The organism is Mesorhizobium australafricanum (genome assembly GCF_033977265.1).
Classification (GTDB): Bacteria; Pseudomonadota; Alphaproteobacteria; order Rhizobiales; family Rhizobiaceae; genus Mesorhizobium; species Mesorhizobium australafricanum.
Genome location: NZ_JAVIIT010000014.1, coordinates 59,307 through 72,639 on the forward strand (window position 1 = coordinate 59,307; position 13,333 = coordinate 72,639).

Annotated in this window: 12 protein-coding genes; 6 read left to right on the forward strand and 6 right to left on the reverse strand. The window is 61.8% G+C overall.

Annotated elements, in window-relative coordinates; genetic code table 11:
* The first annotated feature begins 2 nt into the window (after positions 1 to 2).
* Together RFM98_RS23710 and RFM98_RS23715 are read left to right on the forward strand one after the other, a co-directional pair.
* Positions 3 to 794, forward strand: a complete 792-nt coding sequence (locus RFM98_RS23710; protein ID WP_320311075.1) for an ATP12 family chaperone protein — start codon at positions 3 to 5, stop codon at positions 792 to 794.
* 306 nt (positions 795 to 1,100) lie between these two features.
* Entirely contained in the window at positions 1,101 to 2,990 is a 1,890-nt protein-coding gene (locus tag RFM98_RS23715) for an MFS transporter (protein ID WP_320311076.1), read from the forward strand.
* 78 nt (positions 2,991 to 3,068) lie between these two features.
* Here the strand turns inward: RFM98_RS23715 and RFM98_RS23720 are convergent, their stop codons facing one another.
* A complete protein-coding gene (locus RFM98_RS23720) occupies positions 3,069 to 3,263 on the reverse strand; it encodes a DUF2735 domain-containing protein (protein WP_320311077.1) in 195 nt (64 codons plus the stop codon).
* 313 nt (positions 3,264 to 3,576) lie between these two features.
* Here RFM98_RS23720 and RFM98_RS23725 point away from each other — a divergent pair, with 313 nt between their 5' ends.
* A complete protein-coding gene (locus tag RFM98_RS23725; RefSeq protein WP_320311078.1) occupies positions 3,577 to 4,617 on the forward strand; it encodes a glutamine synthetase beta-grasp domain-containing protein in 1,041 nt (346 codons plus the stop codon).
* A gap of 527 nt (positions 4,618 to 5,144) precedes the next feature.
* On the opposite strand, the gene glnA is transcribed toward RFM98_RS23725, so the two are convergent.
* Positions 5,145 to 6,554 (reverse strand): type I glutamate--ammonia ligase, encoded by a 1,410-nt coding sequence (gene glnA, locus RFM98_RS23730; protein ID WP_320297955.1) that lies wholly within the window; start codon positions 6,552 to 6,554, stop codon positions 5,145 to 5,147.
* A gap of 49 nt (positions 6,555 to 6,603) precedes the next feature.
* Positions 6,604 to 6,942, reverse strand: a complete 339-nt coding sequence (locus tag RFM98_RS23735) for a P-II family nitrogen regulator (RefSeq protein WP_018428041.1) — start codon at positions 6,940 to 6,942, stop codon at positions 6,604 to 6,606.
* A gap of 347 nt (positions 6,943 to 7,289) precedes the next feature.
* On the opposite strand from RFM98_RS23735, the gene RFM98_RS23740 reads away from it, so the two are divergent.
* A complete protein-coding gene (locus RFM98_RS23740) occupies positions 7,290 to 8,807 on the forward strand; it encodes an NAD(P)H-hydrate dehydratase (protein ID WP_320311079.1) in 1,518 nt (505 codons plus the stop codon).
* Positions 8,808 to 8,898: 91 nt separating this feature from the next.
* Here RFM98_RS23740 and waaF read toward each other — a convergent pair whose 3' ends face one another.
* From waaF to RFM98_RS23755, 3 genes are read right to left on the reverse strand one after another with little or no spacing between them, the layout of a single operon-like run.
* Positions 8,899 to 9,918 carry a lipopolysaccharide heptosyltransferase II gene (gene waaF / locus RFM98_RS23745; protein ID WP_320311080.1) on the reverse strand — a complete coding sequence of 340 codons (1,020 nt, stop codon included), beginning with the start codon at positions 9,916 to 9,918 and terminating at the stop codon, positions 8,899 to 8,901.
* 60 nt (positions 9,919 to 9,978) lie between these two features.
* A complete protein-coding gene (locus RFM98_RS23750; protein ID WP_320311081.1) occupies positions 9,979 to 10,920 on the reverse strand; it encodes a glycosyltransferase in 942 nt (313 codons plus the stop codon).
* A gap of 53 nt (positions 10,921 to 10,973) precedes the next feature.
* On the reverse strand, positions 10,974 to 12,506 hold the full coding sequence (locus tag RFM98_RS23755) for an acyl-CoA carboxylase subunit beta (protein ID WP_320311082.1): 1,533 nt from the start codon (positions 12,504 to 12,506) through the stop codon (positions 10,974 to 10,976).
* A gap of 137 nt (positions 12,507 to 12,643) precedes the next feature.
* On the opposite strand from RFM98_RS23755, the gene RFM98_RS23760 reads away from it, so the two are divergent.
* Positions 12,644 to 12,880 carry a transcriptional regulator gene (locus tag RFM98_RS23760; RefSeq protein WP_320311083.1) on the forward strand — a complete coding sequence of 79 codons (237 nt, stop codon included), beginning with the start codon at positions 12,644 to 12,646 and terminating at the stop codon, positions 12,878 to 12,880.
* 103 nt (positions 12,881 to 12,983) lie between these two features.
* Entirely contained in the window at positions 12,984 to 13,175 is a 192-nt protein-coding gene (locus RFM98_RS23765) for a type II toxin-antitoxin system RelE/ParE family toxin (protein WP_320311084.1), read from the forward strand.
* The last annotated feature ends 158 nt before the right edge of the window (positions 13,176 to 13,333 follow it).

Here is a 13,333-nt window from a genome sequence, read left to right on the forward strand (position 1 = left end):
ACATGCGCGACATCCTCGAAGACCTCGAAGCCGGAAAACTGCTTTCCGATCCCGATCCGGTGCGCCGCGCCCAGATCCAGATGAAGACGCCACTACCGAAGCGTTTTTATAAGGCCGTTTCGGTCGTCCCGGCGGAAGGTGGCTTTGCCGTGCATCTCGACGGCAGGCCGGTGCGCACGCCGGGCAAGGCCGTGATGGTGCTGCCGACCGAAAAGGCGGCCGCGCTGGTGGCCGATGAATTCAGCGCGCAGGATGAGGTCATCGATCCCGTCACGATGCCGGTCATGCGCCTCGTCAACACCGCCATCGACGGCGTCGCCTCCGACCCGCAGGCGGTGCTGGAGGATGTCCTGCGCTTCGCCTCGTCCGATCTGCTCTGCTATCGCGCCGACGGTCCGCAAGGCCTGGTCGACCGTCAGAACAAGCTATGGGATCCGGTGCTGGACTGGGCACACGGCCATCTCGGCGCGCGCTTCAACCTTGCCGAAGGCGTCATCCATGTCGAGCAGCCGCGCGAAGCCATCGCCGTCCTCGGCGCGCATCTTGGCCAGCGCTCCGACCCGATGCGGCTGGCCGCCATCCATGTCATGACCGCGCTGACCGGTTCGGCGCTGCTGGCGCTGGCCGTCGATTTCGGCGAACTCGATGGTGAGGAAGCCTGGGCCGCCGGCCATGTCGACGAGGACTGGCAGATCGAGCACTGGGGCCATGATGCGGAGGCCGTTGCGCGCCGCTCGGCCCGCAAACGCGACATGATGGCGGCGGTCAGCCTGCTCGAGGCACTGCAAGGCTAAAGCAATTCCAGGAAAAGTGCGTAGCGGTTGGGCTCGGCGACTTCGCAGCAGCCTTCCGTCCGGGATTGCGTAAAACAAACTTGGAGCGGATCGGCGATCCACCAGGGCTGAGCCACTCCAAGCGCCGCGCCGCTTTCGCAGCGCACCTAATACCAAAGTCATAATCCCATCGTCGCGGTGCCTTTCGCCCGCCCTTTCTGTCATTTTTTCTTCGTTGGCTGCTTTTTTCGAGTCCGGGTTCGGAGGAGCACGGAAGGTGGCGCGCAGCCACCGAGGACAGACGGGATCTCACGGGAGGATATTTAAATGGCAATGGCTTCGACCGCCGGCGGAACCAGCCGCGGCATGACGCGGGAGGAGAAGAAAGTCATCTTCGCCTCGTCGCTCGGCACCGTTTTCGAATGGTACGACTTCTATCTCTACGGCTCGCTGGCGGCCTTTATCGGCTCAACCTTCTTCAGCCCGACGATTCCGGAGGCGACGCGCAACATTTTCGCGCTGCTCGCCTTTGCCGCCGGCTTCCTTGTTCGCCCGTTCGGCGCGCTGCTTTTCGGCCGCATCGGCGACCTCGTCGGCCGCAAATACACCTTCCTCGTCACCATGACGATCATGGGCCTGTCGACCTTCCTGGTCGGCCTGCTGCCCGGTTATGCGAGCTGGGGCATCGCAGCTCCGGTGATCCTGATCGGGCTGCGCATGCTGCAAGGCCTGGCGCTCGGCGGTGAATATGGCGGTGCCGCGACCTATGTCGCCGAGCACGCGCCCGACGACCGCCGAGGCTTCTACACATCCTGGATCCAGACCACGGCGACGCTCGGCCTGTTCCTGTCGCTGATCGTCATCCTGATCGTGCAGGGATCGCTCAGCAAGGAAACCTACGCCGCCTGGGGCTGGCGCATTCCCTTCATCGTCTCTTTCGTGCTGCTTGCCGTTTCGGTCTGGATCCGGCTGTCGCTCTCGGAGTCGCCGACCTTCCAGCGCATGAAGGAAGAGGGCAAGGGCTCCAAGGCGCCGCTGACGGAAGCTTTCGGCCAGTGGAAGAACGCCAAGATCGCGCTTCTGGCGCTGCTCGGCCTCACCGCCGGCCAGGCGGTGATCTGGTACAACGGCCAGTTCTATGCGCTTTTCTTCCTCACCAACGTGCTGAAGGTCGACGCGCAGTCGGTCAACATCATGATCGCGATCGCGCTGGCCGTCGGCTCGATCTTCTTCGTCGTGTTCGGCTGGCTGTCGGACAAGATCGGCCGCAAGCCCATCATCATGGCCGGCCTTGCACTCGGCATCGTCGGCACTTTCCCTCTGTTCAAGGCGCTGACCTGGGCCGCCAATCCGGCTTTGGCCACGGCCCAGCAGAACACCCGCGCGACGGTGACGGCCGCACCCGGCGACTGCAAGTTCCAGTTCAATCCGGTCGGCACGGCGAAGTTCACGACATCCTGCGACATAGCAACTTCCTTCCTGACCAAGAACTCGGTGCCTTACGACGTCGTCACGACGGCGGCACCCGGCACGGCGGCCACGGTCAAGATTGGCAGCGAGACGGTTGAGTCCTATGACGCCGTCGCCGCCGGGGACCAGGCCAAGGCCAAGGAGGCCGCCTTCCAGAAAGCGGTGAACACGTCGCTGCGGGACGGCGGCTATCCCCTGAAGCGTGCCGCGGCCAAGGTTCCGGACCAGAAGCTCGACGCCTTCATCGCAGCCAATCCGGAACTGAAGCTCGATGCCGCAGCCATCCGCGGCGGCGAGAAGACGACGGTTCCGACCGACAAGGCGATCACCGACAAGCTTTTAACCAAGGACGAGGCAGCCGGTGCGCCGGACGTCACCGTCTACAATATCCCGGGTGGCGGCCCCTTCGCGATGACCGCCGATCCGGCCGCCATCAACTGGCCGATGACGATCGGCATCCTGTTCATCCTGGTGCTGCTCGTGACCATGGTCTACGGACCGATCGCGGCGATCCTGGTCGAGATGTTCCCGACCCGCATCCGCTACACCGGCATGTCGCTGCCCTACCACATCGGCAATGGCTGGTTCGGCGGCCTGCTGCCGGCGACGGTGTTCGCGCTCAGCGCCTATAAAGGCGATATCTATTATGGCCTCTGGTACCCGGTGATCATCGCGGCGATGTCGCTCATCATCGGCATGATCTTCGTCAGGGATACGCTCGGTACCGATCTGCACGCCAAGCAGTAGCCGATCGATCCTCTGCAAACGAAAAGCCCGGCGCGAGTGATCACGCCGGGCTTTTTCGTGCCGAACCGGAAGAAGCGGTCAGCTCTTGCGCTGCAGGTTCTCTTCCTCGACGGCCGCTTCGTGATACCAGCCATCGAAGTCGGCGTGTTCGCCGCGAAGCGCTGCAAGTTCTGCCGCGAATTTGGCCTTGGCGCCTATATTTGAGGCAGACTTGCGAGCTGCAAGTGGGAACATCAGGATTTTTGCCGACGAACGCGATGGCGTGACTTGCATGGCCGGTCTCCTTGCTTCCTCGGAAGCTTGTCGATTCACCTTTCCAGCAAAATAGGTCCTGCGATTCCTTTAGGCAATATGCCTGCGAAAAGATCAGCAAATGCCCAATTTATAAGCAAAAATGGCAACTGAGCGATCCGGGCGCATTGCTGAGACGGCTCAGCAAAATCAACGCTTTGCCTTGACCATTTTGCCGCACCCCGTGAGAGCCGAGTGGCATACGACTTGCTTTTTAATCATCGGCAGGCCGGCGCGGTCCGGCCATGCATTGATGCCGCCCACTTGCGGCGTCCTAGCAACGAGAGGCACTGGAATGACCAAGTACAAGCTCGAGTATATCTGGCTCGACGGCTACACCCCGACCCCCAATCTGCGCGGCAAGACCCAGATCAAGGAGTTTGCCGAGTTCCCGACGCTCGAGCAGCTGCCGCTGTGGGGCTTCGATGGTTCCTCCACCAACCAGGCAGAGGGCCGCAGCTCCGACTGCGTGCTGAAGCCGGTGGCGCTCTATCCAGATCCGGCCCGCAGCAACGGTGTTCTGGTGATGTGCGAAGTCATGATGCCCGATGGCGTCACGCCGCATGTATCGAACAGCCGCGCGACCATTCTCGATGACGAGGGTGCTTGGTTCGGCTTCGAGCAGGAGTACTTCTTCTACAAGGACGGCCGCCCGCTCGGCTTCCCGGAGAGCGGCTATCCGGCCCCGCAGGGCCCGTACTACACCGGCGTCGGCTACAAGAATGTCGGCGACGTCGCCCGCCAGATCGTCGACGAGCATCTCGATCTCTGCCTCGCCGCCGGCATCAACCATGAAGGCATCAATGCCGAAGTGGCGAAGGGCCAGTGGGAATTCCAGATTTTCGGCAAGGGCTCCAAGAAGGCCGCCGACCAGATGTGGATGGCGCGTTACCTGCTGCTGCGCCTGACGGAAAAATACGGCATCGACATCGAGTTCCACTGCAAGCCGCTCGGCGACACCGACTGGAACGGCTCGGGCATGCATTGCAACTTCTCGACCAGCTACATGCGCGAAGTCGGCGGCAAGGCCTATTTCGAGGCACTGATGGCGCAGTTCGAGAAGAACCTGATGGATCACATCGCCGTTTACGGTCCGGACAACGACAAGCGCCTGACCGGCAAGCACGAGACCGCGCCGTGGAACAAGTTCTCCTACGGCGTCGCCGACCGCGGCGCGTCGATCCGCGTGCCGCATTCCTTCGTCAAGAATGACTACAAGGGCTATCTGGAAGACCGCCGCCCGAATTCACAGGGCGACCCCTACCAGATCGCCTCGCAGGTCCTGAAGACGATCTCGGAGGTTTCGACCGACGCGAAGGTTTCGGCCGCAGCCTGATCTATTACCGCGCGGCTCCGCGCCGTTCCTTGACGACCAAAGCCTTGGCGGAAACGCCGAGGCTTTTTTGTCGCGACCTTTCGCGGTCGATCGTCGGGTAGCCGACTAGGAAAGACTTGACTCAGTTGTGTCGAGAACGTTCGTTGGCACGCTTGCGCCACGCGCAATACCTAATTGATGTCTCGTGGCGACGACGTAGTTGATACCCGCATATTGAACCAACGTTGCGGACCCAGCACGGCCTACCGAAGTGACCGGTCGCTGGCCTCGTGAAAAACCATGCGGCAGGATTGCGTAATTGTCTCGTAGACATCCCTCGGCTTAAGAAAAAGCCGTCCCACTTTGACGGCACTGATGCCGGGATAGTCTCGAATGAACATCTACCGACCTTCCAAAGGCGGCGTATTGAGCGTTGAAGTCACCACCTGTTGTCGGCAGTCCTCCCTTGCTTCCCTGCGAGCTTGGCGTCTGTCCATGCAAGAACCCCGGCTTGCGCCGGGGTTCTTTTTTGTCGGAAATGTAGTCGTTTAGACCGAATAGTACATGTCGTACTCGACCGGGTGCGGGGTCATTTCGAAGCGCATGACCTCGGCCATTTTCAGCTCGATATAAGAGTCGATCTGGTCGTCGTCGAAGACGCCGCCAGCCTTCAGGAAGCCGCGGTCCTTGTCGAGGCTTTGCAGCGCTTCGCGCAGCGAGCCGCAGACGGTCGGGATCTTCTTCAATTCCTTCGGCGGCAGGTCGTAGAGATCCTTGTCCATCGGCTGTCCAGGATGGATCTTGTTCTTGATGCCGTCGAGGCCGGCCATCAGCATGGCTGCGAAGCCGAGGTAAGGGTTCGCGCCCGGATCGGGGAAGCGGACCTCGACGCGCTTCGACTTCGGCGAGTTGCCGAACGGAATGCGGCAGGAGGCCGAGCGATTTCGCGCCGAATAGGCGAGCAGCACCGGCGCCTCATAGCCCGGCACCAGACGCTTGTAGGAGTTGGTGAGCGGATTGGTGAAGGCGTTGATCGCCTTGGCGTGCTTGATGATACCGCCGATGTAATAGAGGCAGCTCTCCGACAGCCCGGCATATTCGTTGCCGGCGAAGGTCGGTTTGCCACCCTTCCAGATCGACTGGTGGACATGCATGCCCGAGCCGTTGTCGCCGAACACCGGCTTCGGCATGAAGGTGGCCGTCTTGCCATAGGCGTTGGCGACCTGGTGCACGACATACTTGTAGATCAGCATCTTGTCGGCGTTGCGCACCAGTGTGTCGAACTTGATGCCTAGCTCGTGCTGGGCGGCGGCGACCTCATGGTGGTGCTTTTCGACCCGCACGCCCATTTCAGCGAGCACGGTCAGCATTTCGGATCGCATGTCCTGGCAGGAATCGATCGGCGGCACCGGGAAATAGCCGCCCTTGATGCGCGGACGGTGGCCGAGATTTCCGGTCTCGTAGTCGGTGTCGTCGTTGGACGGCAGTTCGGTCGAGTCGAGGCGGAAGCCGGTGTTGTAGGGATCGGCCTTGTACTTGACGTCGTCGAACACGAAGAATTCGGCTTCCGGGCCGACATAGATGGTGTCGCCGATGCCTTCCGACTTCATATAGGCCTCGGCCTTCTTGGCGGTGCCGCGCGGATCGCGATTGTAGGCCTCGCCGGAGACCGGATCGAGGATGTCGCACAGGATGACCATGGTCGACTGGGCGAAGAACGGATCCATGTGGACGGTGTCCGTATCCGGCATCAGCACCATGTCGGACTCGTTGATCGCTTTCCAGCCGGCGATCGAGGAACCGTCGAACATGACGCCGTCGGCGAACATGTCTTCCTCGACCTCGACGACATCCATCGTCACATGCTGCAGTTTGCCCCGCGGATCGGTGAAGCGCAGGTCGACGAATTTCACGTCGTTGTCCTTGATCTGCTTCATGATGTCTTTGGCTGTCGTCATGTCATTTCTTCCCTGTGTGATGACGTCCGGAATGGATTATAGGTTCGGGTCAGATGGCGTCGATGCCGGTCTCGCCGGTGCGGATGCGCACGACTTCCTCTATGTTGGAGACGAAGATTTTTCCATCGCCGATGCGGCCTGTTTGCGCCGCCTTGCGGATGGCCTCGATGGCGCCTTCGACGGCCTCGTCGCCGAGCACCACTTCGATCTTCACCTTGGGCAGGAAGTCGACGACATATTCGGCGCCGCGATAAAGCTCGGTGTGGCCCTTCTGGCGGCCGAAACCCTTGGCTTCGGTGACGGTGATGCCTTGCAGTCCGGCCTCTTGAAGCGCTTCCTTCACTTCGTCCAGCTTGAATGGCTTGATGATCGCTTCGATCTTTTTCATGTAAAAAGTGGCCTCCACTGCCAAGAAGACGGGTTGTGTGCCCCGCTTGCGCCTCCATCAAGCACGAACCGTGCCAATCCTGAGGAGTGCAGGCGGTGAGGGGCGTTTTCGACCCCATGCCGCATTCGGATGCAAATTCGCGTCATCCGCTGCATCGGATGCGTCATCGACGCCCAAACCCTATACATCGCTCCTCCTCACGTCTGCGCAAAAAATGGGCAGGCAGCGCAATTTGCAGGCAGACCCCCTCCCGGATACGACGCGTCAGCAAGATGATGCGCGGTCGCGGTGGTTTGCTTCGAACCGAAAACTGGACAATGCTTGATCGCATGAAGATCGGCAATCCCATGCGTAATGAACTTCTTTCCCCGGCCGAAATGGCCAAGGCGGACAGGCTGGCGATCGCGGCCGGGCCGCTCGACGGCTACGGACTGATGCGACGTGCCGGCGAGGCGGTTGCCGCGGTGGTGCTGGCGCGCTACCCAACGTCGGCACGGGTGCATGTGATGTGCGGCCCCGGCAACAATGGCGGTGACGGTTATGTCGTGGCGCGGCGGCTGGCCGAGGCCGGCGTCAGCGTGGCGCTGTGGGTAACGAGCGAACCGCGGGCGGGCAGCGACGCCGCGCTCGCGGCCGCCGAATGTCGGATCGAGCGGCGGCCGTTGTCGGCTTTTCAGGCGGAACCTGGCTCGCTCGTGGTCGACGCTCTCTATGGAGCCGGCCTGTCAAAGCCGCTCTCGGGGGATGCCGCCAAAGCAGTTCAGGCCGTGACGGAGCTGAATCTGCCGGTGGTGGCCGTCGACCTGCCTTCCGGCGTTTCCGGTAACAGCGGCGAGGTACTCGGCTCGGCATTTCGCGCGATCCTCACAGTGACCTTCGCACGAAAGAAACCCGGACACCTGCTGCTGCCTGGCCGCGAGCGATGCGGCGAGATCGTGTTGGCCGACATCGGCATTCGTGACGAGATTATCGATGAGCTCGCGCCGCGAGCCTTCGAGAACCGACCCGGGCTCTGGATCGCGAGCTTCCCTGTGCCGGCCGTCGACGCGCACAAATACAAGCGTGGTCACACGAGCGTCTTTTCGGGCGGACCATCCGCGACGGGCGCGGCACGCCTTTCGGCACTAGCGGCAGCCCGAAGCGGGGCAGGGGCTGTCACCGTGCTCTCTCCGGCGAACGCCATGCAGGTAAACGCTGCGCATCTCACCTCGATCATGCTGCGCAAGGTCGACGCGATCGAGGACGTGCATGACGTTATCGGCGATCGTCGGCCGTCGACCTTTGTCCTCGGCCCCGGCTTCGGCATCGGCGACAAGGCGCGCGATTTCACCCTTGCCGTGCTTGCCGGGAAACGGCAGGACGGCGGTGTCGAGGGCCTTGTGCTCGACGCCGACGGCATCACGTCTTTTCGCAATGCGGCCACGACGCTGTTCGAGGCTGCCGGCAGGCCGGACGCGCCGGCGCTGGTCATGACGCCGCATGAGGGCGAATTCGGCAGGCTGTTTCCGGACATTGCAGGCGACAAGGCACTCTCCAAGCTGGCCAAGACCCGTGCCGCCGCAGAGCGTTCCAACGCCGTGATCGTCTATAAGGGCGCCGACAGCGTGATCGCATCGCCGGATGGCCGCGCTGCGGTCAACAGCAACGGCGCGCCATGGCTTGCCACCGCCGGTTCGGGCGACGTGCTGGCAGGCATTATCGCCGGCTTGCTTGCTCAAGGCATGCCGGCCTTCGAAGCGGCTTGCGCCGGGGTCTGGATACACGCCGAAGCCGGCAGCCGTTTTGGGCCGGGTTTGATAGCCGAAGACCTGCCCCTGGCCATGGTGCCGGTTCTCCGTCAATTGATGGAGAGCACTGTGCGATGAAACGGCTGGGGCTGCTTGTCGCAGTCCTTCTCCTGACTGCGTTCGCTTCGCAATCGGCGCGCCGGCTTCGGCGCGGCAGCAGAGGAATAGGTTAGGCGAATTGCGGCGCGTGTTTTCTGATCGCCGCCGCCAGCGCCTCGCGAACCCTGTCTTCGCTGACGGCGCGCGTATTCTCCACCCAACCCGGTGTCGAAATCGGCGGCTCGAGAAAGATCACCTGTGCGTTTACCGGACCATGCAGATAAGCTCGGTTCGAGCCGTATATGAGCACGCATGGACCGCCAAGCGCCCCGGCGGCATGGGAGATGCCGCCGTCGACGCCGAGGAAGACGGTCGAGGCCGCGATCTGGCACATGGCTTCGGCAATATCAGGCGTCGAGGTGAAATCGATCGCCTCGGGCAAATGAGCTCTTATTTCGGCCGCCGCCTGACGCTCGCGCGGCCCGCCGACAAGCCAAATCGACCAGCCGCGGGCAACATGGTCGCGCGCGATCGAGACGAAGCGCTCCATCGGCCATGAGCGCTTGTTGGCAAAGTCGGACGTGTAGAGGGCAATCACCGGCCTGGCCGCGTCGATGCCATTGCGCTGGCGCCAACCGGCAAGCTCTTCGGGGGGCACAACAAGTTGTGGAGCCGGCAATGGTGCGTCTTCGGCGGGCCGCTCCCCGAGACGTGCGATTGCGCAGACCTGTTCGGCAAGCCGCGTCTTGCGTGGGCCGAAGGCCACCATCGACTTCAGCCAGCCGGCAGGCAGGCGGTTGACCATGCCGAACTGGAATTCGCGCGGATAGCCGATGCGCTCCGGTATCCGGGCAAGCCACGGCACCAGGGAAGCCTTGGTGCTGCTGGTCAGCATATAGGCAGCCTGGTAATTCTCCCTGCGGAGCTCTCGCGCCAGGCGAACCCGCTCTTTCAGCCCGGGCTTCCAGTGCTTTTCCGCCACCCAGACCTTGCGAACATGCGGCATCAGCCGCGCCAGCGGCGCGGCGACCCTTGAGGTGACGATATCGATCGACTGCCCGGGAAATCTCTCGGCGATGATCTGGATAGCCGCGTGGCAGCGGATAAAGTCACCGATAGCCGGCAGGCAGAAAACCAGGATGGGGCGCAATGCGCGATACCTTTTCGATCCGGATCGGCTGCTGCCGAGAGGAGACGCCTGCGTGATTTCTCACGGAAGCGCTTCGCCATCAAGGATGCGGTGATAGAGCTCCAGATAGGCTTTTGCAGCCTTCTGGATCGGAAACCGGTCGGCTGCGGATTCGCGGCATCTTTGCGCCGACAAACCGCCGATTTCGCCGAGGCCGCGCGCGAATTCCTCGTCCGTGTCGAAGAAACGCCCGGTATCGGCATCGACGGTTTCGGGCAGCGCGCCGCGCGCCGTCGTCAAAACCGGCGTGCCGCACAGCATGGATTCAACCGGCGCGTTGCCGAAAGGCTCTTCCCAGGAAATCGGGTTCAGAAAGGCCTTGGTCTCGCCCAACAGGCGCACCTTCGGTTCGCCGTCGACCATGCCGTGATAGCGGAAGCGGGACGACAAGCTTTTGAAAAAGACGCCCTCGCGGCGGGTCTTGCTGCGGCCGAGCAGCTTCCAGCGCGAACCGCCGGCGATGTCGAGCTTGAAATCATACTTCTTCGCAAGGTCCACCGCCCGGTTAAGGCCCTTTCCGGCTCGCGCGATGGCCGCCATGAAAAACAGATGGTCGTTCTTCGAAGGCGCCAGCCGGTAGGCGTCCACCGGAAAGCCATTGTAGACGTAGGTCTTGCGGCCGTGCAGCTCGGCATGGCGGGCGCTGATGAAGCTCCAGTTCGGCTGCGGCCTCGGGTAATCCGGCAGATGGCCGCGCTCGGTATTGAGCGTCGGAAAGGGAACTTCGACCTTCCAGGCGTGGAGATGGACGATGTCGGTGTCCTTGGGAACAGCCGCGCGGCATTCGTCATTGGTGACCGCGTGGCGGACCTCGCACATCGGATGCGACGATCCCGGGCCGGCGATCAATGTCACCTGATGGCCCATCTTGACCATTTCGGTGGTCAACCATTCGACCTGACGTTGGATGCCGCCATAGCCTTTGCACGGAATAAGGCCCTGGGCCGCAAGTGTTATTCGCATTTCGTCTCCGCACTCATGTAGCGGTTGCCATCCTTCCGGCTGATGGAGGTCATTCACAACGGGATGTTGTCGTGCTTCTTCCAGGGGTTCTGCATATCCTTGTTGCGCAGCATGCGCAGCGCTCGCGCCACGCGGCGCCGTGTCGAATGCGGCATGATCACCTCGTCGACATAGCCGCGTTCGGCGGCGACGAAGGGCGACAGGAAGCGATCCTCGTAAGCCTTTGTATGTGCGCCAATTTTCTCCGGATCGCCGATATCCTTGCGATAGATGATCTCGACTGCGCCCCTTGCGCCCATCACGGCGATCTGTGCCGTCGGCCAGGCATAGTTCATATCGCCGCGCAGGTGCTTCGATGCCATCACGTCATAGGCGCCGCCATAGGCCTTGCGGGTGATGACGGTGATCTTCGGCACGGTCGCCTCGGCATAGGCAAAGAGCAGCTTGGCGCCGTGCTTGATCAGCCCGCCATACTCCTGCGCGGTGCCTGGCAGGAAACCCGGGACGTCGACGAAGGTGACGATCGGAATCGAAAAGCAGTCGCAAAAGCGCACGAAACGCGCCGCCTTGCGGCTGGCGTCGGAATCGAGCACGCCGGCGAGCACCATCGGCTGGTTGGCGACGAAGCCCACCGTGCGGCCTTCGACCCGGCCGAAGCCGGTGACGATGTTTTTGGCAAAGCTCTGCTGTATCTCGAAGAAATCGCCTTCATCGGCAACCTTCAGGATCAGCTCCTTGATGTCGTAGGGCTTGTTGGCATTGTCGGGGATCAGCCGGTCGAGCGACAGGTCATGGTCCGTCACCGACTGGTAGCACTCGATCTCAGGGATTTCGGCCGTGTTCGACGCCGGCAGCAGGTCGACCAACCGGCGCATCTGCAAGAGCGCCTCGACATCGTTGTCATAGGCGCCGTCGGCGATCGAGGATTTGGTGGTGTGGACGGAAGCGCCGCCCAGGCTTTCGGCCGTTACCGTCTCATTGGTCACCGTCTTCACCACGTCCGGCCCGGTGACGAACATGTAGGAGGTGTCGCGCACCATGAAGATGAAATCGGTCATGGCGGGCGAGTAGACGTCGCCGCCGGCGCAGGGACCCATGATCAGCGAAATCTGCGGGATGACACCGGAGGCAAGCACGTTGCGCTGGAAAATCTCGGCATAGCCGCCGAGCGCCGCCACGCCTTCCTGGATGCGCGCGCCGCCGGCATCATAGAGGCCGATGATCGGCGCGCGGTTGCGCAGCGCCATCTCCTGGACCTTGATGACCTTTCCGGCATGCGCCTCCGACAGCGAGCCGCCGAACACGGTGAAATCCTTGGCGAAGATATAGACCGCGCGCCCGTTGACAGTGCCCCAGCCGGTGACGACGCCGTCGCCGGCGATCTTGGTCTTCTCCATGCCGAAATCGGTCGAGCGATGCTCGACATACATGTCGAACTCTTCGAACGAGCCCTCGTCGAGAAAGATCTCGATACGCTCGCGGGCGGTGAGCTTGCCCTTCTTGTGCTGCGCCTCGATGCGGTCCTTGCCGCCGCCCATGCGGGCGATCTCGCGGCGGCGCTCGAGTTCCTTCAGCACGTCCTTCATGGTCGATCTCCTGCGGGCCGCAATTGTGGTAATGACGCGTGCGGGCGAGCGCAAGCATTGCGTTTCAGCAGCGCAACGCGATCGCCGCTGCGCGATACGCCTTGGCAGTCGTTCGCCGGATATGGCAGAACGAACCAATGAAGAACAACGTAGAAATATCCGAAGACTTGAATCGTCGGATCGAAATGTTGACCTCCCGGTCGACGCTCACCCGTGACCAAATCATTGAGGATGCGCTCTCCCATGGCCGTTCTCTGGCGTGGCAAGAAAAGTGGATCGCCGGCGTCCAAGCGGGGATCGAGTCCGCCGATCGTGGCGACTTCGCAAAAGAGGAAGAAATAGCAGCCGTATTGAATAAATACGGTCAGGCATAACGCTCTGTGCGAATTGTTTGGACCCGACACTATCTGACCGAGCTTGCATCAATTGGCGACTACATCGCCCAACATAACCCAAGGGCTGCCGCCCGAACGGTCAATGAGATTCACTCAAAGGACCGCACGGCTATTGTCCGCTAATCCGTTCATCGGACGGGTTGGTGAGATCAAAGGCACTCGTGAACCGGTGATCCCGGGCACACCCTACATCGTTGCATATCGAGTGAGCGACAATCAGATGGAAATTCTGTTCGTTCAACACGGTGCTAGGAAATGGCCGGATGAAGTTTAATGAGAGAAACTCCGCCACTTTTTAGCGGTTTTGCTGCGCTGCAACATTAAGCCCTTGCATTTCAAGGCGAACTCGGCCATATGCAGCTTCATAGGCGCTTGGGCCGGACTCACCGGCCTTCTCGACGAATGAGACTGGTTGCGTCTGTTTTCCCTCTT

Coding starts and splice junctions, on each gene's coding strand:
- RFM98_RS23750 (WP_320311081.1), bottom strand. CDS start 10,920: ATGCGAATAACACTTGCGGCCCAGGGCCTTATTCCGTGCAAAGGCTAT.
- RFM98_RS23735 (WP_018428041.1), bottom strand. CDS start 6,942: ATGAAAAAGATCGAAGCGATCATCAAGCCATTCAAGCTGGACGAAGTG.
- RFM98_RS23740 (WP_320311079.1), top strand. CDS start 7,290: ATGCGTAATGAACTTCTTTCCCCGGCCGAAATGGCCAAGGCGGACAGG.
- RFM98_RS23755 (WP_320311082.1), bottom strand. CDS start 12,506: ATGAAGGACGTGCTGAAGGAACTCGAGCGCCGCCGCGAGATCGCCCGC.
- glnA (WP_320297955.1), bottom strand. CDS start 6,554: ATGACGACAGCCAAAGACATCATGAAGCAGATCAAGGACAACGACGTG.
- RFM98_RS23715 (WP_320311076.1), top strand. CDS start 1,101: ATGGCAATGGCTTCGACCGCCGGCGGAACCAGCCGCGGCATGACGCGG.
- RFM98_RS23765 (WP_320311084.1), top strand. CDS start 12,984: ATGAGATTCACTCAAAGGACCGCACGGCTATTGTCCGCTAATCCGTTC.
- RFM98_RS23725 (WP_320311078.1), top strand. CDS start 3,577: ATGACCAAGTACAAGCTCGAGTATATCTGGCTCGACGGCTACACCCCG.
- RFM98_RS23720 (WP_320311077.1), bottom strand. CDS start 3,263: ATGCAAGTCACGCCATCGCGTTCGTCGGCAAAAATCCTGATGTTCCCA.
- RFM98_RS23760 (WP_320311083.1), top strand. CDS start 12,644: ATGAAGAACAACGTAGAAATATCCGAAGACTTGAATCGTCGGATCGAA.
- RFM98_RS23710 (WP_320311075.1), top strand. CDS start 3: ATGCGCGACATCCTCGAAGACCTCGAAGCCGGAAAACTGCTTTCCGAT.